The sequence below is a fragment of the Streptomyces sp. NPDC003379 genome, from assembly GCF_053589195.1.
In genome coordinates this window covers 88,318-109,435 of sequence record NZ_JBSFRK010000026.1, presented here as the reverse complement: position 1 = coordinate 109,435, position 21,118 = coordinate 88,318, and the positions used below count along the sequence as shown (strand labels likewise).

Below are 21,118 nucleotides of genomic sequence, written 5' to 3'. Positions count from 1 at the left end.
TGTTTTCATCCGTGTGCATACCCCAACCCCCCCCCCCCGGCCTTTCGGGGGGGGCGGGGGGGGGGGTAAAGGGGGGGGGGGGGGGGCAGACGGCCGCCGCGCAGCGGCGGAGTAGGGCATGCCTCCGGGTCAGGCCGGTGTCAAGGGAGACGGCCGCCGTGAAGCAGCGGGGTAGGGGACCCCCGGGGCCAGGCCGGGGGCATGGGAGATGGGTGCTGCGCAGCGGCGGGGTAGGGGATGCCTCCGGGTCAGGCCGGTGTCAAGGGAGACGGCCGCCGTGAAGCCGCGGGGTAGGGGACCCCCGGGGCCAGCCGCGGGCATGGGAGACGGATGCTGCGCAGCGGCGGGGTAGGGGGTGGCGCCGGGCCAGGCCCGGGGTTGTAGGCGCCCCCGCCGGACGCGGTACCGTCGGGGGCCGGGGAAACCAACCCAGCCGCCCCGGAGGGGACTTCGTGGGGATCGAGAGTGATCAGCTGGTCTACGACTATTTGAGCAGGGTCGGAGACCTGGCCCAGCAGCGGCAGTTGCCGTCCGGCACCCGTATGCGTCTGGTCGCCGGTCTGCGGGATCAGATCGACCGCAGCCGCGCCAAGACGGTCGTCGACAGTCCCGTCGCCATCCGCCGCATCCTGGCAGGGCTCGGCACCCCGGAAGACGTCGTCGACGCGGCGGGCGACGCCCCCGGCGACGTATCGGCGGCGCAGCCGAGCGCACCCCCCGCACCCCGCACGCCCGTCCCCACGCAGCGAGGCAGCCGTCCCCGCCGCATCGTGCCCCGGCCCCGCCGCACTCCCAAGCCCCCGCCGCGGCAAGACCCGATGGACATGGGCATGGACGGCCCGCGCCCGTCCCCGCCGCACCTCGCGGGGTCGGACGAGCTGGGTCCCAGCGGATCCGAGCCGGACTGGTGGCGGGTGGACAGCAGTCCGTTCGGCGTCGCCGACAGCGTGCCCGGGTTCGTCGGCGGCGTGGAGATCCCCGAGATCCTCAAGCCCCCGCCGTCCCCGGACGACCCCTCTCGCACCCTTCCGCGCCCCAGCAGGGGACCAGAAGGGACCGAAGAGGGCGTAAAGACCGCAAAGACCGCAAAGACCGCCGCGGCCGACGAGGTCGACGCGGCCGATGAAGCCGTCGAGGACGTCGTCGAGGACGCGGCGGCGCCGGCCGAAGGGCGCCGACGGTGGCGGCCCCGCCTCCGGGGCAGCGACGGCGCCGGCCTCAGAAACCCTCTCCTTCTCCTCGCCGCCGCCCTCCTCACCATCGGCGCCGTCCTCGGCAACTGGCTGGCCCTCGGCGGCGGCTGGCTCATCGCCTACGCCTCCCGCAGACTCTCCCGCGCCGAGGCGAAGTGGGCCGCGATGGGCATGCCGGGGCTCGCGGTGGCCGCCGGGTTCACCTGGCTGTGGGGGCGTACGGAGAGGCACTGGGGCGAGCGGATCACGGAAGGGCACATGAGCGACGCCATGGCCGAGACGTGGCCGTGGGTGGTACGCGGCGCGGCCGTCGCCTCCGCGCTCTTCCTGGTGTGGAGATCGCAGCGACGACGGCCGTGAGGGACAGGGACAGCTCAAGGGCCCCGCCCTGGGTCTTCTCCTCCAAAAGCCCTACTTCTTCGTCAAGTCCGTCTGCAGCTCGTCGAGGATCTTGTTCGCCGCGGTGTAGCCGATGCCCTGGATCCACAGCTCGTCGTCGACGGTGTGGACGTTGCCCGACTTCACCGCCTTCATGTTCTTCCACAGGCCGCTGCCCGTGGTCTGCGTCTGCTTGGCCTTCTTCGGATCACCGTACGTGGACCGGAAGATGACATCCGTGTCGGCGAGGTCGATCTTCTCGGGGGAGAGGTCGTAGGAGAAGCCGTCCTTCGCCTTCGCGGAGATCGGCGCGCGGCCGAGACCGACGTCCTTGAGGAGGGTGGCGATGTAGCTCTGCTCGCCGTAGAGGCGGATGTCGGCGCCCTCCATGAAGCGGATGACGTTGACCTTCGTCGACTTGGCCTTCGCGGGGCCGCCGATGGCGGTGGTGACCTTCTTGGCGTGGGCCTCGTAGTCGGAGACGACCTTCTTGGCCTCGGCCTGCTTGCCCATCGCGTCGGCGTGCACCTGGAAGTTCTCCTTCCAGGGGTAGCCGGTCGTCTCCGTCATGACGGTCGGCGCGATCTTCTTGAGCTGGTCGTACTTGGCGGCGTGCCGGATCTTCGAGGTGAGGATCAGGTCCGGCTTGAGCTCGGCGATGGCCTCCATGTTGGGGTTCAGCATCTCGCCGACGTCCTTGATGCCGCTGACCTTGTCCTTCGGCAGGTAGTTCAGGAAGCCCGACTCCGCCTCGACGTGGGTGGAGCCGACGGGCTTGACGCCCAGGGAGATCGCGGAGTCCAGCTCGGCGGTGTCGAGGACGACGACCCGCTCGGGGCTGACGGGGACCTTCACGTCACCCATGGCCGTCTTCACGGTGTGGGTCCTGGCCGAGCCGGAGTCCTTGTCGGAGTCCGAGGAGCCGCAGGCGGTCAGCGCGAGCGCGCCGGTCAGGGCCAGTGAGCCGGTGAGGAGCGCGCGACGGCGCAGCGGGGAGCGGAAGCGGTTCATGGGGACGCCTTTCAAGCGTTATGCGGGGGTGTCGGCGCCGACACCGGTGCGGGTGCGGGTGCGGGTGCCGGTGCGGGTGTGGCTGCTGGTGCGGGCGGGCGCGGTCGGTGACCACGGCGCCCCGGGGACGACCAGTGGGGAGCCGGTCACGGGGTCCGGCACCACCACACACTGCAGGCCGAAGACCTCGCGTACGAGCTCCTCGGTGACGATCTTCGTGGGGGTTCCCTCGGCGACGACCTCGCCCGCCTTCATGGCGACGAGGTGATCGGCGTACCGCGCGGCCTGGTTGAGGTCGTGCAGGACGACGACGACCGTGCGGCCCCTGTCGTGGTTGAGCTGGCGTACGAGGTCGAGGACCTCCACCTGGTGGGAGATGTCCAGGTACGTCGTCGGCTCGTCCAGGAGCAGGAGGTCGGTGTCCTGGGCCAGGGCCATCGCGATCCATACGCGCTGACGCTGGCCGCCGGACAGCTCGTCGACGGAGCGTTCGGCGAGCGCGGACACGTCGGTGCGGTCCATCGCCTCCGTCACCGCCGTCTCGTCCTCGTCGGACCACTGCTGCCACCAGTGCTGGTGCGGCTGGCGGCCGCGCGCGACGAGGTCGGCGACGGTGATCGCCTCGGGGGCGACGGGCGTCTGCGGGAGCAGCCCGATCCGCTGGGCGATCTTCTTCGTCGGCAGCTTGGCCAGCGCCTCGCCGTCCAGGAGCACCGCGCCGCTCCTCGGCTTGAGGAGGCGGCCGAGCGCCCGCAGCGTCGTGGACTTGCCGCACGCGTTGGGGCCGACGATCACCGTGACCTTGCCGTCGGGGATCGCCAGGTCGAGGCTGTCGACGACCGTGCGGTCCTCGTAGGCGAGGGTCAGCTCGCGGGCCGTGAGACGAGCTGGGCGCGCGTCAGCGCTCGTTGAGGGGCGGTGGCCGGGTGACGGGTGGGCGGTCACGACGTGCCTCCATTGCGGACGGAACGGCTGCGGACGATCAGCCAGATCAGGTACGGGGCGCCGACGGCCGCCGTCAGCACGCCCACCGGCAGCTCCGTGGGCGAGAACAGGCGGCGCGCGAGAAGGTCGGCGAGGACCACGATCAGCGCCCCCGTCAACGCCGAGCACAGCAGCGGGATCTGCGCGGTGCGGGTCAGCCGGCGCGCGATCTGCGGGGCGAGCAGCGCCACGAAGTCGACGGGCCCCGCCGCGCTGGTCGCCACGGACGCGAGGACGACACCGAGCAGGACGAGCCCGAGGCGTACGTGTCCCAGGCGCACCCCGAGTGCGGTCGCCGTGTCGTCGTCCAGGGTGACCGAGCGCTGCGCGCGGGCCGCCCAGAGCATGAAGGGGAGGAGTACGAGCAGCGTCAGGGCGAGCGGGTCCGCCTCCGCCCAGCCGCGCCCGTTGAGGGAGCCCGTCATCCAGATCTGCGCCTGCTGGGCGACGAGATAGTCGCCCTTGGTCATGAAGAGCGTCGTCACCGAGCGCAGGGCGATCGCGAAGCCGATGCCGATGAGCACGAACCGGGTGGCGTGCAGGCCGCCGCGCCACGCGAAGACGTACACGAGGGCGGCCGCCGCGATACCGCCGATCACCGACAGGTAGGGCAGCACGGTGTACGAGGTGACCCCAAAGGTCATCGCGCCGACGGTGAGGGCGCTCGCGCCCTGGCTGATGCCGATGATGTCGGGGCTGGCGAGCGGATTGCGGGCCACGGTCTGGATGAGCCCCCCGGCGACCCCGAACGCGGCACCGACGAGCAGCCCCACCACCATGCGGGGTTCGCGCAGCGTGCCGACGACCAGCTCATCGGCGGAGGGCTGCCCGAAGACGACCTTCAAGGCCTCGACGGGGTGGACGTCGGACTCACCGACACAGAGGTACGCGAGACAGCTGGCGGCCAGCAGCACCGCTAGCCCGAGGGCGACGAGGGCGGCCCGCCGGTGCAGCAGAAAGGCGGCACGGCCGACGCGTACGACGGAGTATCCGGCGGGGCGGATGCGGTACGGGGCACATGACACGGAGCTCACGCCGCGACCGCCTTCCGGCGCACCAGGGCGACAAGGAACGGCACCCCGATGAGCGAGGTCATCACTCCGGCGGGCACCTCACTGGGCGGAAAGACGACCCGCCCCACCACGTCGGAGACGAGCAGCATCACGGGCCCGAGGACGGCGGCCACAGGAAGCACCCACCGGTGGTCACTGCCCACGATCGCCCGGGCGATATGAGGAACGGCAAGGCCGATGAAGGCGATGGGCCCCGCCGCGGCGACGCCCGCCCCCGTGAGGACCGTCGCCCCGAGCCCGCCCACGATGCGGACCGTCGCCACGTTCTGTCCGAGCCCCTTCGCCACGTCCTCGCCGAGCGCCAACGCGTCCAGGCCACGGGCGACCGCGAGGACGAGCACGAGGCCCACGACGAGGAACGGCCAGATCCGGCCGACGATTTCGGAGTCGCGCCCGGAGAGCGACCCGACCTGCCAGAACCGGAACTCGTCCAGCGCGGAGGCCTGGGTGGTGAGGACCGCCGTGGTCAGCGAGACGAGCAGCGCGTTGATGGCGGCGCCGCCCAGCGCGAGTTTCACGGGGGTCGCTCCGCCCCGCCCGCTGGACGCGATCGCGTACACGGCGACCGACGCCAGTCCGGCGCCCACGAAGGCGTACCAGACGTAGCCGGTCAGCGTGTGGACGCCGAAGAAGGCGATCGCGAGGACCACGCCCACCGAGGCGCCCTGGCTGATGCCGAGGATGCCGGGGTCGGCGATGGGGTTGCGGGTGATGCCCTGCAGCACCGTTCCGGCCAGCGCGAGCGCCGCGCCGACCATCAGGCCGATGAGGGTGCGTGGCACCCGCATCTCGCGGACGACCTCGGCGGAGTCGCTGTGGCCGCCGTGCAGCAGCGCGTCGAGGACTGCGGAGGGGGCGATCGCGCGGGCGCCGACGGCGAGGCTGAGCAGGACCGCGAGCAGCAGGGCCACGACGGCCGCCGTCATCACGACAGCGCGTCGGACGGGCACACGCATCGGCTGAGCTCGTTTCGGAGTGCGGGAAACCGGAAGGTTGGCATACCAAGTCGGCGGCCAATGTTGGTAAGGCTTGGCTAAGTCTAAGGGTGGCCCGTGGGGCCGCCTCGGCAGAATGGGCCCATGACCTCACGCGCGCTGACCGTCGGCTTTGACCTCGACATGACCCTGATCGACTCCCGCCCCGGCATCAAGGCCGCCTACCAGGCGCTTTCCGCGGAGACAGGGACGTACATCGACGCGGACCTCGCCATCACGCGCCTCGGACCGCCCCTGGAGCAGGAGCTGCGGAACTGGTTCCCCGAGGAGAAGATCCAGGAGATGGGCGACCGCTACCGTGAGATCTATCCCACATACGCCATCGCGCCGACGCTCGCGATGCCCGGCGCCCGGGAGGCGGTGGCCGCGGTCCGCGCGCACGGCGGCCGCGCGATCGTGGTGACCGCCAAGCACGAGCCCAACGCGAAGCTGCACCTGTCGCACCTCGGCATCGAGGCCGACGCGGTCATCGGCTGGCTGTGGGCGGAGGCGAAGGCCGTGGCGCTGCGCGAGCACGAGGCGTCCGTGTACGTCGGTGACCACACCGGCGACGTACGCGGCGCGCGTACGGCGGGCGCGCTCTCCGTCGCGGTGGCGACCGGGCCGTGTGACGCAGCGGAACTGCGCGCGGCGGGCGCGGACGTGGTCCTCGGCGAGCTGACGGAGTTCGCGGACTGGCTCGACGCGTACGCCGCCGCGGAGCGCCGCTAGCCGGCCGCGGACTTCGCCTGTCGCCGCTGTACGGCGATCCCGCGCAGCACTCCGACGGCCGCGACGACGAAGCCGACGCCCATCAGCATGCACACCGCGTACGCGAGGGGCGGGAAGGGGTCGGTGCCGAGGAAGAGAGGGGCCACCGTGACCAATGTGGCCACGGCGCCGACGAAGAAGACGATTGCTCCGATCCGGACCATCCCGTCGCCGGGCCCGGCCGAATTCGCTTGGGTTTTGTCACGCACCCCACCAGGGTAGTTCCCAGCGCGAAGGAGGAACCCGCAGGAAGAGATCGGGGACGTCTTGTCACCGGGCCCCGGACCAATAGTCTTGGTTCCGGCGGGTCGGGCGACCCGCTGTAGTGCTATCCAGAGCCGTTTTCGCCCTGTCATTTCCGGTGGGGCGGACCGGCATAGACGAGCGACGAGTACGAGGACGAGGACTTCACGTGCCTACCGGCAAGGTCAAGTGGTTCAACAGCGAGAAGGGCTTCGGCTTTCTCTCCCGCGACGACGGCGGCGACGTCTTCGTGCACTCCTCCGTACTGCCCGCCGGCGTCGACACACTCAAGCCCGGCCAGCGCGTGGAATTCGGTGTGGTCGCGGGGCAGCGCGGCGATCAGGCCCTTTCCGTCTCGATTCTCGACCCGACCCCGTCGGTGGCGGCCGCGCAGCGCCGCAAGCCGGACGAACTGGCGTCGATCGTCCAGGACTTGACGACGCTGCTGGAGAACATCACCCCGATGCTGGAGAAGGGCCGCTACCCCGACAAGGCGTCGGGCGCGAAGATCGCGGGCCTGCTGCGGGCGGTCGCGGACCAACTGGACGTGTGAGGGGCCCCACCCGCGTCACGCGACGGCGGTCCCCTCCAGCTCGACCAGCTGGCCCGGGACCGCCAGCCGTGTCACCCCGAGCATCGTGGTGGCCGGTGCCACCCCGGCGGCGCCCAACCGCGACGCCAGCACGCCGTAGTGCGGGAACAGCAGATCGACATCGGTGGTGTAGACGTTGAGCCGGACGAGGTTCGCGAGGGACATGTCGGCCCGGCCGAGCACGGCCTCCAGGTTGTCGACGCTCAACGCCAACTGTGCGGCCATGTCGCCGTCGTGCTGAGGTCTGCCGTCGTCGCTCATCGCGGTCTGTCCGGAGCAGTACAGGGTCCGGGTGTGCCCGGAGACGACCTCTCCTTGGTTGAATCCCATCTCCACCGACCACGTCACCGGGTTGACCGCCGTTCGTTCCACTGCCATATCAGCTCCATTCGTTTCGGTGCTCACGAGCCTTCCAACAAATCACGACACCCTTGGTCATGTATTCGTTAAGGTCCTCGTATGCGCGCCGATCGGCTGGTCTCGCTGGTGCTGCTGCTGCGGCAGCGCGGTCGGCTCACCGCGGACACGCTCGCCCGTGAGCTGGAGGTGTCCACCCGTACCGTGCTGCGCGACATCGAGGCGCTGTCCGCGGCCGGCGTCCCGGTCTACGCCGAGCGCGGGCGGCACGGCGGGTTCGCGTTGCTGCCCGGTTTCCGGACCGAGCTGACCGGACTCAACCACGACGAGACCCTCGCCTTGCTGACCGCCGGATCGGGGCGCGGCGAGCGGGTGTTCGGCCTCGGCCCGGCGCTCGCCTCGGGGATGCGCAAGGTGGTCGACGCGCTGCCCGAGAGCCATCGGGCCCTCGCGAGCGACGCGGCCCGGCGATTCCTCGTCGAGCCGGAGACCGATCTGCTCTCACGACGGCCGGTCACCGAGGCGCTGCCCGGCACGACCATGGTCGAGATCCGGCGCGCGGTGCTCGCCGGACACAGACTGCGCATCCACTACGCGGCCACGGACCAGCCACCACAGTGGCGCACGGTGGACCCGATCGGCCTGGTCACCGTCCGGGACCGGGGCTACTTGCTGGCCACGAGAGCCGGCACGGACCGCACCTACCGGCTGTCGCGGATGCTGGCCGCCGAGGAACTCCCCGAACCGGCACAGCGGCCGGACCGGGTCGACCTGGACCGGGCCTGGCGGGAACGCTGCGCGCGGTTCCTGTCCAGCGACCATATCGCCGTGCTGATACGCGTGGCCCCGGAGCGGCGGGAGGACCTGCTGAGCGCCGCGGTGGCCGTCCGCGCGGCGGAGACCGACGCGGACGGGTGGCTGCGGCTGGAGGCGACGTTCCAGGATCTACGACATGCCGAGTGGGCGCTGTGGCAGCTCGGCACGGACGCGGAAGCCCTGGCCCCGGAGGCGCTGCGGACCTCCCTGCGCGACCGTGCCGCCGCGCTCGCCGACCGCTATGCCCGGCCCGCTGTGCCTAGCCGCTGTGCCTAGGGGAACGCGAGCGCGCCCGGCCGCAGGGCGGGTACGAGGCCCTCGGCCGCGGCCCGCGTCAGGAGGCCCCGCACGGCCGCGTGGCCGTTCTCGCCGAGATCGGCGGTGAACTCATTGACGTACAGCCCGATGTGCTGGTCCGCGACGGCCGGGTCCATCTCCTGGGCGTGTTCGAGGACATAGGGCCGGGACGCCTCGGGGTCGTCCCAGGCCATACGGACCGAGGTGCGCGCCGCCGCGGCCAGGGCGCGCAGCGTCTCGGCGCCCAGCGACCGCCTGGCGATGATCGCGCCCAGCGGGATCGGCAGGCCCGTCGTGGCCTCCCAGTGCTCGCCCATGTCGGCGAGGCAGTGCAGGCCGTAGTTCTGGTACGTGAAGCGCGCCTCGTGGATGACCAGGCCCGCGTCGACCTTGCCGTCGCGCACCGCGGGCATGATCTGGTCGAAGGGCAGCACGACGATCTCGCCGACACCCCCGTCGGCGAGCGTGTCCGCCGCCCAGAGACGGAAGAGCAGATACGCCGTCGACTTCTCGCTCGGCACGGCGACCTTCTTGCCGACGAGGTCCACACCGGGCTCACGGGTCAGCACGAGGGGCCCGCAGCCACGGCCGAGCGCGCCGCCGCAGGGCAGCAGGGCGTACTCGTCGAGGACGTAGGGCAGGACGGCGTACGAGACCTTCAGCACGTCGAGGTCGAGATCGGAGGCGGCCGGGGCGAAGGACGCGGCACGCTCCGCGATGCCGTTCGTGATGTCGATGTCCGCGAACGTCACGTCCAGTTCGGGGGCGCCGGGCACCCGGCCGTGCGCCCACGCGTCGAAGACGAACGTGTCGTTGGGGCACGGCGAGTACGCGATGCGCAGCGGCGACTCAGTCACGTGCGTCATGTCCGTGGTGTCTGTCATGCGTGTTCCAACTCTCCCAGGTCGGCGCCAGCTTCCCGAACGCGTCGCTCAGCGCGGCCAGCGCGTCGCCGATCCGCCAGGCGGCGCGGTCACGCGGGCCGACGGGGTTGGAGACCGCGCGGATCTCCAGAACGGGCAGACCGTGCAGGGCGGCCGCCTCGGCGACACCGAAACCCTCCATCGCCTCGGCCAGGGCGCGCGGATGGCGCAGCCGCAGCTCGGCGGCGCGCTCGGCGGTGCCGGTGACGGTGGAGACGGTGAGGACGGTGCCGGTCGCGGCGCCACAGGCGTCGGCGACCTCTCGTACGAGGGAACGCGGCGGACGGTGGGTGACGGCGCCGAAGCCCAGTGCGGTGACGGGCGCGAAGCCGTCCGGGGTCTCGGCGCCCAGATCGGCCACCGTGATCTCGTCGGCGACGACGAGGGAGCCCACCGGGGCGTCCGGCTGGAAGCCGCCGCCGATGCCCGCCGAGACGACCAGGCCGTAGGGCCGGCCGGTGGCGGCGGCGCGGGCGAGCGCGGTCGCCGTGCCCGCAGCGGCGGCGGCGGGGCCCACGCCGACGGCCAGCGCGTCCACGTGCGCGGCCGAGGGCAGCGCACGGGCCACCGCGTCCCGTTCGGCCGGGACCGCGGTGGCGACGAGGACGCGCGTGAGGAGCGCCGGACCGGCGGTCAGGAGTCCTTCTTGAACTTGAACGACCACAGGCCGGTGGCCTTCTGCGTACCGCCCTTGCCGCCTTCGAGGAGGCTGACGGTCGACTTGTCGCCGCCACCGCCGTACTGCTGGTTGAAGAAGACGCTGCCGGGGATGACGACGTACGTCTTCTTGCTGGCCTCGGTCAGCGGCTGGCCGTTCATCAGCAGCGTCCAGCCCTTCTCGGCGATCTCCGGGTCGACGCCGAAGCGGACCTTCTCGTCGGGATCGACCTTGACGGTCTTCACGTCCTTGTCCTGGAGGCAGGACTTCAGCTGGGACTCCTTCAGCTCCTTGCCGTCGTTGTAGCAGGAGGCTTCGGTGTTCACCGAGTCGCTGCCGACCGTCACGGTGGCCAGCGGCGTCGGCTTGTCGCAGGCCGAGAGGACGAGGAGTCCGGCGGAGACGGCGCCAAGCGCGGCCACGGTGCGGCGGCGGCGCGCCGCGCTGTTCACATTCGCGGCTCCGCCGCGGAGCAGGGAGGTCATGGGCGAAGGCTATCGGGCGCGTCCGGGGGTCCTGCTACGCGGGGGTCGCGGGCGTGCCGTGCCGCTGCCGGTGGGTCACACCACCCGGGCGCGGGGGCCGCCCCGCCGGGCCGTCGCGAGGAGGCCCCGGACGGTCGAGAGCCAGCCGACCGCGAGGATGCCCGCGGCCACCGACAGACCGAGCGACCCGTTCAGCGGCAGGGCGATGCCGACGGCGCCGCCGACCACCCAGGCGACCTGGAGCAGCGTCTCGGAGCGGGCGAAGGCGGAGGTGCGGACCTGCTCCGGGACGTCCCGCTGGATCAACGCGTCCAGGGACAGCTTCGACAGGGCCTGGGCGAAGCCCGCGCACGCGCCGAGACAGGCGACGGCCACCGGGCTGAAGAACACCGCCGAGGTGATCGCCACGCCCAGCACCACCGCGACGACGGTCACGATGATCAGCTCCGGCGCCCGTGACTTCAGCCAGGCCCCGACAGCCGTGCCGAGCGCGTTGCCCGCGCCCGCCGACACGCCCACTATCCCGAGCGAGACGGCGGCGCTCTGCCCGCCGAGCGGATGCTCCCGCAGCAGGAACGCCAGGAAGAAGATGAGGAAGCCGGACAGACAGCGCAGCGCGGCGTTGGCGGCCAGGGCGTGGGTGACGGCGGGGCCGACCGTACGGAGCCCGAGGAGCCCCTTACGGGTGGTGTCCGCGGCGGCCTCGGCGCGCGCGTGCAGATGCAGGTGCTCCTCGTCGGCGGCCAGCAGCGCCTTGCTCTCCCCCTTCGCCGAGTCGACCTTGCGGGGCAGTGAGAACGACAGGAACATCCCCGATACGAAGATCACGAAGGCGCCGTAGAGCGGCCAGCGCGGACCGACGGCCTGGAGCCCCGCGCCTACGGGCGCCGCCACCGCCGTCGCGAGGAGCCCGCCGAGAGTGACCCGGGAGTTCGCCTTGACCAGGGAGAACCCGGGCGGCAGGAGACGCGGCACGACGGCACTGCGCACCACCCCGTACGCCTTCGACGCGACGAGGACGCCTAGCGCCGCCGGATACAGCTCCACGCTGCCGGTGGCCACGGCGCCCGAAAGGACCAGCGCGAGCAGGGCGCGGGCCAGCATCGCGCCCGCCATCGCGGCGCGGCGGCCGTGCGGGAGGCGGTCCAGGAGCGGGCCGATGACGGGGGCCAGGAGTGTGAAAGGGGCCATCGTGATGGCGAGGTAGAGCGCGACGCGGCCGCGGGCCTCGTCCGTCGGCACGGAGAAGAAGACGGTGGAGGCGAGGGCGACGGTGACCATGACGTCGCCCGCGCCGTTCACCGCGTGCAGCTCGATCAGCTTGCCGAGCCCCGACTCGCCCGCTCCGTGGGCGTGGGTCGCCTTGCGGATGCCTCGGGCGGTGCCGGTGAACGGCAGGTGCAGGGCGCGGCCCAGCGCACGCGCGGTCCGTCTCGCCGGGCCCGGCGAGACGGTTCCTACGGACGTCGACCTTGTGGGGGCCATTTCGTCATAGTGCCCTGTTGGGGGGCTCACTAGTACGGATACTGGCTGTGAGCCGTGGCGGGTGTCCTGCCTGCGGGCCCGCTCGACGAGCCCGCCCCTTCCTCGCCGCTCCGCGGCGGGTCTCCCACCCACCCGCCCGTTCACCCGGCGCGATGGGGAAAACGCCGCGAAGCGGCGACGGCGCGGGCAGCCAGGGCGCCGGATACGGGCATCGGGGCGCCGGAAGCGCGGAGCCGCCGGGGCGATGCGCGGGGCGGCCGCGTACGTCGGTGTAGGCCCAGGGGCCAGGAGAAGGTAGCGTGCGTAGCGCGCCTGCGGCGGTTGTTCTTGGCCGCGCGCCTCTCGGTCATCCCGCAGAATGGGTGACGTAGGTGCGCCCGAGAACGTCGGGCGCGGACGTTGACGCGGCCCCCTGGTCCGCTCCGTCCGCCCCCCGCGTAAGGGTGGCGCACTCGTGAGACGGCGTAGGAGAGAAGCGATACCTGTGAGCGCAGCGACAACGCGAAGCCGTACCCCGCGCACCCCGCGTACCCCCGACCGCCTGTGCGCCGAGGCGGTGGGCCTCGCGCGCGCCGCGGCCGAGGAGGCCGCCGCACCCGGTGTGGTCGGTGAGCATGTCGAGGTCGTGGTCGAGGGTGACCGCGTCGTCACGCATCTCTTCGAGTGCAAGGAGTTCGGCTACCGGGGCTGGCGCTGGGCGGTGACGGTCGCCCGTGCCTCGCGGGCGAAGGTCGTCACGCTCGACGAGACGGTCCTGCTGCCGGGCCCCGACGCCCTCCTGGCCCCCGAGTGGGTGCCGTGGAGCGAGCGGCTCCGCCCGGGTGACATGGGCCCGGGCGATCTGCTGCCGACGGATGCGGAGGATCTCCGTCTGGAGCCCGGTTTCACGGGCGAGGAGGAGCCGCCGCCGAACTCGGTCGTCTCGCAGGAGATGGCGGAGCTGGTCGAGGCCGAGGACGCGGAGGTCACGGCGGCGGTGTCGCCCGCCGAGCTGCCGGTGGCTCCCGCGCGGGGCTCCATCGCGGCGATCGCCGACGAGCTGGGCATGCGCAGGGCGCGGGTCCTTTCACGGTACGGGCTGCATATCGCCGCCGACCGCTGGGAGGAGTCGCACGGCGCGAAGACCGCGATGGCGCAGGCGGCGCCCGCGGCGTGTGTCAGCTGCGGGTTCCTGGTGGCGATCGGCGGCTCGCTCGGACAGGCGTTCGGTATCTGCGGCAATGAGTTCGGGCCCGCGGACGGGCATGTCGTCTCCCTCTCGTACGGGTGCGGGGGCCACTCGGAGGCGGCCGTCATGCCCAAGCCGCCGCGGCCGGCGCCGCCGGTCCTCGACGAGACGCGGGTGGACGTACTGCCGCTGCGGCCTTCGGCGGATTCGGGGTCGGTGTCGGTGGAGGGGCCGAGCGAGGACTTGGGCCACAGCTAGCTCTGGCGGGGGCGCCTCGAACTCGCCCCCGCCCCTTTGCCGCGGCCCCGCGCTTTCGGCACCGTGCCTGCGCCTCGGGCGGCTCCCTTTGCCACGGCGCCGCGCTTTCGGCACCGTGTCCGCGCCTTGGACGGCCCCCGGCGGCGCGGCGCCGCATTTTCGGCACCGTGCCTGCGCCTCGGGCGGGCCCCCTTTGCCGTGGCGCCGCGTTTCCGGTGCCCGTGTCCGCGCCTCGGACGGCTCCCGTCCGGCGCGGCCCTGCGCTTCCAGCACCCGGGTGCCGTGTCCGCGCCTCGGACGCGCCTCCTCCGACGCGGCTCTGCGCTTCCGGCGTCCCGCTGCCCGTATCCGGCGCCTTGGCCGTCCCCGCGTCGCCGCTTCGCGGCGTTTTCCCCACCCACCCGCCCTTTTCATCGCCGGGTGAACGGGCGGGTGGGTGGGAGACCCGCCGCGGAGCGGCGAAGAGCGGCCACCTTGCGACGCGGGGCAAACGGGCGGGTGGGTGGGCAAGCCGCCGCGGAGCGGCGAAGAAAGGGCACCCTGCGACGCGGGGTAAACGGGCGGAGAGTGGTGGCCCTGTAGCGCCGGGCCCCCCGACCCCGAGGCGCCCCCGCCAGGACACGGTACGGTTCGCCCCCAGAGCAACCCCACCCCACAGTGGAGGGGCAAAGCCGCAGCTCCGCCCACGTGCTGCCGCCCACAGGGCACACCACCGACGCCGGAGACGCCGCCCAGCCCCACCCCAGCCCAACCGCCCCAGCCCAGCGCAGCGCAACCGCAGCGCAACCGCAGAGGAGAGAGACGACCGTGAGCAAGACCGTGCGGCCGGCGGCCGAAGGTACGGATCCCTTCGGTACCGCCCGCCTCCGCCGCGGAGTCCTCGACGCATGGGCGGCGGCCCCGGCCCGCTTCCGTGAGGACGCCAACGCCGAGGAAGACCTCGCCCTCGGCGGCTACCGCGACCGCCTGGTCGTCGAGCTGGCCCAGAACGCCTCCGACGCCGCCGCCCGCGCGGGCGTCCCGGGGCGGCTCGCGTTGACGCTGCACGACGGCGTCCTCGCCGCGGCGAACCGGGGCGCCCCGCTCGACGCCGCGGGGGTCGAGTCCCTGGCGACCCTCCGCGCCTCCGCGAAGCGGGAGGAGACCCAGGCCCAGCAGGCCCGGCAGGGCCAGAGCGTGGGCCAGAGCGTGGGCCGGTTCGGCGTCGGATTCGCCGCCGTGCTCGCCGTCAGTGACGAGCCCGCCGTCGTCGGGCGGACCGGCGGCGTCCGCTGGTCGCTGACCGAGGCGCGGGAACTGGCCGCGGAGACCGCCCGGTTCAGCCCGGGCCTCGGTGACGAGATCCGGCGGCGGGACGGGCACGTCCCGCTCCTGCGCCTCCCCCTTGCCGCCGAGGGCAGCGCCCCGGAGGGGTACGACACCGTCGTCATCCTGCCGCTGCGCGACCCCGCCGCGGAGGACCTCGTCGCCCGGCTGCTCGACGAGGTCGACGACACGCTGCTCCTCGCCCTCCCGGGGTTGGATGAAGTGTGCATCGAGACGCCGGACGGCGTCACCCGCACCCTGCGGCGCCGCACCGAAGCCCCGTACACCGTCATCGAGGACAGCCGGGACGGTAGGACGTGCTGGCGCACCAAAAGCCGCCAAGGCCCCCTCGACGCCGCCCTCCTGAAGGACCGGCCCGTCGAGGAGCGGCTGCGTCCGCACTGGTCCGTCACCTGGGCCGTGCCCGCGGACAGCACCGGCGCCCCGGAGCGGCCCCGCACCACCCCCGTCGTGCACGCGCCGACGCCGAGCGACGAGCCGCTGGGCGTACCGGCGCTGCTCATCGCGTCGTTCCCGCTGGACACCGCCCGGCGGCACGCCGCTCCCGGGCCGCTGACCGACTTCCTCGTGCAGCGGGCCGCGGACGCGTACGTCGAACTGCTCACGGAGTGGCGGCCGGTGAGCGAGGAGATCATCGGTCTGGTGCCGGGGCCGCTCGGCAGGAGCGAGCTCGACGGCGCCCTGCGCCAGGCCATCCTGGAGCGGCTGCCGCGTGCCGCCTTCCTGCCGCCCGCCCTGCCCCGGGGCGAGGAGGACGAGGACGGGCTGCCCGAGACGCTGCGGCCCCGGGACGCGGAGGTCGTGGAGGGCGCAGGTTCGGACACGGTCCGGGTGCTCGCGGAGGTGCTGCCCAGTCTGCTGCCCGCGGGGCTCGAACGCCGCGCCGAGCTGCGTACGCTCGGTGTCGCCCGCGTCCCGCTGACCGAGGCGATCGACCGCCTCGCCGGTCTTGAGCGGGATCCCGGCTGGTGGCGGCGGCTGTACGACGCGCTCGCCGGGATCGACCCCGACCGGCTCACCGGTCTGCCGGTGCCGCTCGCCGACGGCCGTACGACGATCGGGCCCCGGCAGGTCCTGCTCCCCGCGCCCGGCGACGAGCGCGACCCCGCCTCCCTGGCCCGCCTGGGCCTGAAGGTCGCCCACCCGGACGCCGCGCACCCGCTGCTCGAAAAGCTCGGCGCGCTCCCGGCCACGCCCCGCGCCGTCCTGACCACGCCGCAGGTGCGCGCGGCGGTCGCCGCCTCTCTCGACGACGACATGTGGGACGAGGAGGCCCTGGACGCCGAGGAGTTGGCGGACATCGTCCTGGCGCTGGTGCGGGACGCGAATCTCGCGCCGGGCGACGAGCCATGGCTCGCCGCCCTCGCCCTGCCCGACGAGGACGGCGAGCCGACCCCCGCCGGTGATCTTGTCCTGCCGGGCAGCGCCTTCGCCGAGGTCATGCGGGACGAGGAACTGGCGCTCGCCGAGCAGGAGTTGGCCGACCGCTGGGGTGAGCAGCCGCTGGCCGCCTGTGGTGTGCTGGCCGGCTTCACGCTCGTACGCGCCACCGATGTCGTCCTCGATCCGGACGAACTGGAGCCGCGCGACGGCGACTTCGCCGAGCCCGACGACGCCGGGCTCCTGGACGCGGTGGACGTGTGGTGCGAGGACCTGCTCGACCGGCTGCCGGACACTCCGGTGCCGCCGGTCGCCACGGAGATCGTCGCCGTACGGGATCTGGACCTGGTCGACGACGACCGCTGGCCGCAGGCCCTGGCGATGCTCTCGCGCCCGCCGCTGCGGGACGCGCTGACGCAGCCGCTGCGGGTGCTGCTGCCGGACGGTACGACGGAGACGGTCCGTTCGTACACGGCGTGGTGGCTGCGCGGCCACCCGGTCCTCGACGGCCGCCGCCCCGCCGGACTGCGCGCGGAGGGCGGCGATCCGCTTCTGGTGGGGCTGTACGACGCGGCGGACGCGTCCGGGTTCGGCGACGAGCAGGTGCTGCGGGCTCTGGGCGTACGCACGTCCGTCGCCACCCTCCTTGAGGAGCCGGGCGGCGCGGCCGAACTCCTCGACCGGCTCGCGGACCCGGAGCGGACCGTTTCCGCCGCTCAGCTGCACGCCCTGTACGGCGCGCTGGCCGATCTCGATCCGGAGAACGTGACGCTCCCCGACGAGCTGCGCGCGGTGGTGGACGGCGAGGTCGTGGTGGTCGACGCGGCGGACGCGGTGGTCGCCGACGCCCCCGATCTGCTGCCGCTGGCCGGTGGTGTGGCGCTGCTGCCCGTCGAGCCGCGCAAGGCCGCCGACCTGGCGGAGCTGTTCCAGGTGCGCAGGCTGAGCGAGACGGCGGCCGTGGAGCCCACGACGGAGGGCGTCGAGCGTGCGGTGCCCGCACCGGTGCGGACCCTGCTGGGCGCGGTGACCCCACGGACGTACGTCGAACACGACGAACTGGTCGCGGGCGGCGTGGAGCTGGACTGGCGCCGCACCCCGGACGGCACCGTGCACGCGGCGACCCTGGAGGGCGTGGCGGCGGGGCTCGCCTGGGCGGCCGGGCAGTGGCCGCGCCGCTTCGAGGTGGCGGCGCTGCTCGAGGATCCCTCGCGGACGGCGGAGTTGGCGCGGGATCGCTGGTTCGACTGACGCCCGGGGCCACCCCGGGGTCGCCCGGGGATCGGAATGCCCGATTCTGCCCCTGCCGAACGGGGCGGAACCGGGCATTTTTTAACCCGGTCACATTTTCTTCGTCTGTCGTACAACCGTTCGCCTCTATCGCGGGTCTGATCTGGCGAGTCAACAGACTCCTAGATCACTCGGTCCTCGCGTGACGGCAATGCACCGCGAGGCCCCCTTCTCCACCTGGGGAAACACATGCGCATCCGTGCCACCGTGGCCGTACTGTCCGGCACCCTGGCCCTGTCCGCACTCGCTCTCCCGGCCGCCCAGGCCGCCGACGGGCCGAACCTCCCGAAGCTCAACGCCCTCGCCAAGGCTCCGACCGACGACGCCGAGGGCGACACCAAGATCACGAAGGTCACCGTCAACGGCGGCAAGGACATCGTGGTCGGCACCACCGAGAAGAAGAAGTTCAAGATCGCCGTCACCGCGACGGACCCGAAGGGCGTCATCTTCGGCAGCGCCTTCCTGTGGCACGGCACGGACTTCGACAGCGAGACCGGCGTCGACGGCGCCCTCATCCCGGACAACCTCGAAGGCAAGTGCGTGGTCGTCAACGCCACCACCTCGACCTGCACGGTCTCCGTCATCGCCGACCCGAGGACGGACCTGTACAGCAACGTCCTGGCCGGCAAGTGGCACGTCGCGGCCACCGCGGGCGGCAAGGACGGCGACTTCGTCTCCAGGGACACGCTCGCCTCGGACGCCCGCGTCCAGCGCGCCGCCAAGCTCACCACCAACGCCTCCCCCGAGCCGGTCAAGAAGGGCAAGACCCTCACGATCACCGGCGCCCTGACCCGCGCCAACTGGGAGACCCACAAGTACGCGGGCTACACCGGCCAGTCCGTGAAGCTTGAGTTCAAGAAGAAGGGCGCCAGTACCTACACCGCCGTCAAGACGGTGAAGTCCGGCTCCAAGGGCGCCCTGAAGACCACCGTCAAGGCCTCGGCCGACGGCTCCTACCGCTACACCTTCGGTGGCACCTCCACCACCCCGGCCGTGAAGTCGGCCGGCGACCTCGTCGACGTTCGGTAAACGTTCGCTACTACGCCGGAACGCGGCGGTCCACCCAGCGGTAGATGACCTCGATGGCCAGTGAGGCCACCGCCGCGATGGCGACCGCCGCCCACGGCATCGTCGTGCCCTCCAGCTTCAGCTGGAAGAAGTCCTGGAGCCAGGGCACGGTCAGTACGAGCAGGAAGCCGAGACCCATCGCGCCGATGAGGCCGATCCGCCACCACGTGTAGGGGCGGGCGATGATGGCGAGCACCCACATGGCGATCAGGAACAGCGCCAGGGTCGCCGCGCTGGTCTCGGCCTCCCGCGCGCCCGCGCCCTCGTAGTGGTGGCGGGCCAGGAGGTACGTCGCGAAGGTGGCGCCGCCCGCGATGACGCCGCCCGGGATCGCGTACCGCATGACCCTGCGGACGAAGTGCGGCTGCGCGCGCTCCTTGTTGGGGGCGAGGGCGAGGAAGAACGCCGGGACGCCGATCGTGAGGGTGGACAGCAGCGTCAGGTGCCGTGGCAGGAACAGGTACTCGACCTGCGAGCAGACCACGAGCAGCGCGAGGATCACCGAGTAGACGGTCTTCACTAGGAACAGCGTGGCGACGCGCGTGATGTTGCCGATGACGCGGCGGCCCTCGGCGACCACGGACGGCAGCGTCGCGAAGCTGTTGTTGAGCAGCACGATCTGGGCGACCGCCCGCGTGGCCTCCGAGCCCGAGCCCATCGAGACGCCGATGTCGGCGTCCTTCAGGGCCAGTACGTCGTTCACGCCGTCGCCCGTCATCGCGACCGTGTGGCCGCGTGACTGGAGGGCGCCCACCATGTCCCGCTTCTGCTGCGGGGTGACCCGCCCGAAGACCGCGTTGCCCTCCAGCTCCCGCGCCATCTCGCCCTGCTCGGTGGGCAGTCGCCGCGCGTCGACGGTGTTCCCGGCGCCGGGCAGCCCGAGCTTGCCCGCGACCGCGCTCACCGAGACCGCGTTGTCACCGGAGATGACCTTGGCGGCGACGTCCTGCTCCTCGAAGTAGCGCAGGGTGTCGGCGGCGTCGGGGCGCAGCCGCTGCTCCAGGACGACCAGGGCGGTGGCCCGCGCCGAGGCGGCCACGTCAGGGGCGTCGAGGTCGCCGCCCACGCGGGCGAGGAGCAGGACGCGCAGGCCCTGCTGGTTGAGCTCCTCGATCTCGGTGAGGGACGGGTCGCCCTCGGGCAGCAGCACGTCCGGCGCGCCGAGCAGCCAGGCCGATGTGGTGCCGTCGCCCTCACTGAAGGAGGCGCCGCTGTACTTGCGGGCCGAGGAGAAGGGCAGGGACTCCGTGCAGCGCCACTCCTCGCTGTCCGGGTAGGCGTCGATGATCGCCTGGAGCGAGGCGTTCGGCCGCGGGTCGGACTCGCCGAGGGCGCCGAGGACCTTGCGTACGTACGTCTCGTCGCCGCCGTTCAGGGTGCGCAGCTCGGTGACGTCCATGCCGCCCTCGGTGAGGGTGCCGGTCTTGTCCAGGCAGACCGTGTCGACGCGTGCGAGCCCCTCGATCGCCGGGAGTTCCTGTACGAGGCACTGCTGGCGGCCGAGCCGGATCACGCCGATCGCGAAGGCGACCGAGGTGAGGAGCACAAGGCCCTCCGGGATCATGGGGACGATCCCGCCGACCGTGTACGCGACGGACTCCTTGAAGTCGTCGTCCTTGACGACGAGCTGGGAGATGACCAGGCCGATGGAGGTCGGCACCATCAGCCACGTCACGTACTTGAGGATCGTGGAGATGCCGGAGCGCAGCTCGGAGTGGACGAGGGTGAAGCGCGAGGCCTCCTCGGCGAGCTGCGCGGCATACGCCTCGCGGCCGACCTTGGTGGCGGTGAACGCGCCGCCCCCCGCGACCACGAACGAGCCCGACATCATCCGGTCGCCGGGCTTCTTGACGACGGGGTCCGCCTCGCCGGTGAGCAGCGACTCGTCGATCTCCAGGCTGTCGGTCTCGACGGCCTCGCCGTCCACCGGGATCTTGTCGCCGGGGCCCAGCTCCACCAGGTCGCCGAGGACGATCTCGGAGGTGGAGATCTCGGCGGCCCTGCCGTCGCGCCGCACGGTCGGCTTGGCCTCGCCGATGACGGCGAGGGAGTCCAGGGTCTTCTTGGCGCGCCACTCCTGGACGATGCCGATCCCGGTGTTGGCGACGATCACGAAGCCGAAGAGGCTGTCCTGGATCGGCGCCACGAAGAGCATGATCACCCAGAGCACGCCGATGATCGCGTTGAAACGGGTGAAGACGTTGGCCCGGATGATCTCGCCCAGGGAGCGGGAGCTGCGCACCGGTACGTCGTTGACCTCGCCGCGGGCGACCCGCTCGGCGACCTCGGCGGCGCTCAGCCCCGTGGACCGTGCCGCGGGGGGCGGCACCGGGTGGACCGGGTCGAGCTCGGCGCCCGCGTCGATATGCGTCATGCATTCGACGGTAA

18 protein-coding genes are annotated in these 21,118 nt (G+C 72.4%); 7 read left to right on the top strand and 11 right to left on the bottom strand.

Translation table 11 applies throughout. From position 1 onward, the window contains the following. Window positions 1-452 precede the first annotated feature (452 nt). The gene (locus ACWDVB_RS25060; protein ID WP_451519849.1) at window positions 453-1,553 is read left to right on the top strand and encodes a hypothetical protein; all 1,101 of its coding nucleotides are present in this window, start codon (window positions 453-455) and stop codon (window positions 1,551-1,553) included. A gap of 51 nt (window positions 1,554-1,604) precedes the next feature. Here ACWDVB_RS25060 and ACWDVB_RS25055 read toward each other — a convergent pair whose 3' ends face one another. From ACWDVB_RS25055 to ACWDVB_RS25040, 4 genes are read right to left on the bottom strand one after another with little or no spacing between them, the layout of a single operon-like run. Beyond that, window positions 1,605-2,582 (bottom strand): ABC transporter substrate-binding protein, encoded by a 978-nt coding sequence (locus ACWDVB_RS25055; protein WP_451519850.1) that lies wholly within the window; start codon window positions 2,580-2,582, stop codon window positions 1,605-1,607. Between the two features lie 18 nt (window positions 2,583-2,600). Further along, complete coding sequence (locus tag ACWDVB_RS25050) at window positions 2,601-3,527, bottom strand: ABC transporter ATP-binding protein (RefSeq protein WP_451519851.1); 927 nt, start codon at window positions 3,525-3,527, stop codon at window positions 2,601-2,603. Continuing rightward, window positions 3,524-4,600 carry a FecCD family ABC transporter permease gene (locus tag ACWDVB_RS25045; protein ID WP_451519852.1) on the bottom strand — a complete coding sequence of 359 codons (1,077 nt, stop codon included), beginning with the start codon at window positions 4,598-4,600 and terminating at the stop codon, window positions 3,524-3,526. The genes ACWDVB_RS25050 and ACWDVB_RS25045 overlap by 4 nt, the downstream gene beginning before the upstream one ends. Next, window positions 4,597-5,595: a FecCD family ABC transporter permease gene (locus tag ACWDVB_RS25040; protein WP_451519853.1), complete on the bottom strand. Its 999-nt coding sequence runs from the start codon at window positions 5,593-5,595 to the stop codon at window positions 4,597-4,599. The genes ACWDVB_RS25045 and ACWDVB_RS25040 overlap by 4 nt, the downstream gene beginning before the upstream one ends. Window positions 5,596-5,718: 123 nt before the next feature. Here ACWDVB_RS25040 and ACWDVB_RS25035 point away from each other — a divergent pair, with 123 nt between their 5' ends. Further along, window positions 5,719-6,345, top strand: a complete 627-nt coding sequence (locus tag ACWDVB_RS25035; protein WP_451519854.1) for an HAD family hydrolase — start codon at window positions 5,719-5,721, stop codon at window positions 6,343-6,345. Here the strand turns inward: ACWDVB_RS25035 and ACWDVB_RS25030 are convergent. Continuing rightward, window positions 6,342-6,593 (bottom strand): hypothetical protein, encoded by a 252-nt coding sequence (locus tag ACWDVB_RS25030; protein ID WP_451519855.1) that lies wholly within the window; start codon window positions 6,591-6,593, stop codon window positions 6,342-6,344. The genes ACWDVB_RS25035 and ACWDVB_RS25030 overlap by 4 nt on opposite strands. 203 nt (window positions 6,594-6,796) lie before the next feature. Here ACWDVB_RS25030 and ACWDVB_RS25025 point away from each other — a divergent pair, with 203 nt between their 5' ends. Then, window positions 6,797-7,180 (top strand): cold-shock protein, encoded by a 384-nt coding sequence (locus ACWDVB_RS25025; protein ID WP_451519856.1) that lies wholly within the window; start codon window positions 6,797-6,799, stop codon window positions 7,178-7,180. Window positions 7,181-7,195: 15 nt separating this feature from the next. On the opposite strand, the gene ACWDVB_RS25020 is transcribed toward ACWDVB_RS25025, so the two are convergent. Then, on the bottom strand, window positions 7,196-7,597 hold the full coding sequence (locus ACWDVB_RS25020; protein WP_451519857.1) for a RidA family protein: 402 nt from the start codon (window positions 7,595-7,597) through the stop codon (window positions 7,196-7,198). Window positions 7,598-7,678: 81 nt separating this feature from the next. Here ACWDVB_RS25020 and ACWDVB_RS25015 point away from each other — a divergent pair, with 81 nt between their 5' ends. Then, a complete protein-coding gene (locus ACWDVB_RS25015) occupies window positions 7,679-8,668 on the top strand; it encodes a helix-turn-helix transcriptional regulator (protein WP_451519858.1) in 990 nt (329 codons plus the stop codon). Here the strand turns inward: ACWDVB_RS25015 and ACWDVB_RS25010 are convergent. The 4 genes from ACWDVB_RS25010 to ACWDVB_RS24995 form a co-directional block, all read right to left on the bottom strand. Continuing rightward, a complete protein-coding gene (locus ACWDVB_RS25010; RefSeq protein WP_451519859.1) occupies window positions 8,665-9,573 on the bottom strand; it encodes a 1,4-dihydroxy-6-naphthoate synthase in 909 nt (302 codons plus the stop codon). The two genes, ACWDVB_RS25015 and ACWDVB_RS25010, sit on opposite strands and share 4 nt — an antisense overlap. After that, window positions 9,539-10,276, bottom strand: a complete 738-nt coding sequence (locus tag ACWDVB_RS25005) for a futalosine hydrolase (protein WP_451519860.1) — start codon at window positions 10,274-10,276, stop codon at window positions 9,539-9,541. The genes ACWDVB_RS25010 and ACWDVB_RS25005 overlap by 35 nt, the downstream gene beginning before the upstream one ends. After that, on the bottom strand, window positions 10,246-10,755 hold the full coding sequence (locus ACWDVB_RS25000) for a DUF2771 domain-containing protein (RefSeq protein WP_451519861.1): 510 nt from the start codon (window positions 10,753-10,755) through the stop codon (window positions 10,246-10,248). The genes ACWDVB_RS25005 and ACWDVB_RS25000 overlap by 31 nt, the downstream gene beginning before the upstream one ends. A gap of 75 nt (window positions 10,756-10,830) precedes the next feature. Next, window positions 10,831-12,240 carry an MFS transporter gene (locus tag ACWDVB_RS24995; RefSeq protein ID WP_451519862.1) on the bottom strand — a complete coding sequence of 470 codons (1,410 nt, stop codon included), beginning with the start codon at window positions 12,238-12,240 and terminating at the stop codon, window positions 10,831-10,833. A 484-nt stretch (window positions 12,241-12,724) separates the two neighbouring features. On the opposite strand from ACWDVB_RS24995, the gene ACWDVB_RS24990 reads away from it, so the two are divergent. The 3 genes from ACWDVB_RS24990 to ACWDVB_RS24980 all read left to right on the top strand — a co-directional run bounded on the left by ACWDVB_RS24990 (window position 12,725) and on the right by ACWDVB_RS24980 (window position 18,691). After that, window positions 12,725-13,666 carry a DUF3027 domain-containing protein gene (locus ACWDVB_RS24990; protein WP_451518748.1) on the top strand — a complete coding sequence of 314 codons (942 nt, stop codon included), beginning with the start codon at window positions 12,725-12,727 and terminating at the stop codon, window positions 13,664-13,666. A gap of 807 nt (window positions 13,667-14,473) precedes the next feature. Beyond that, complete coding sequence (locus ACWDVB_RS24985; RefSeq protein WP_451518747.1) at window positions 14,474-17,623, top strand: sacsin N-terminal ATP-binding-like domain-containing protein; 3,150 nt, start codon at window positions 14,474-14,476, stop codon at window positions 17,621-17,623. A gap of 228 nt (window positions 17,624-17,851) precedes the next feature. Then, window positions 17,852-18,691, top strand: a complete 840-nt coding sequence (locus tag ACWDVB_RS24980) for a calcium-binding protein (protein WP_451518746.1) — start codon at window positions 17,852-17,854, stop codon at window positions 18,689-18,691. Between the two features lie 10 nt (window positions 18,692-18,701). Here ACWDVB_RS24980 and ACWDVB_RS24975 read toward each other — a convergent pair whose 3' ends face one another. Beyond that, window positions 18,702-21,104 carry an HAD-IC family P-type ATPase gene (locus ACWDVB_RS24975; RefSeq protein ID WP_451518745.1) on the bottom strand — a complete coding sequence of 801 codons (2,403 nt, stop codon included), beginning with the start codon at window positions 21,102-21,104 and terminating at the stop codon, window positions 18,702-18,704. Window positions 21,105-21,118: the final 14 nt, after the last annotated feature.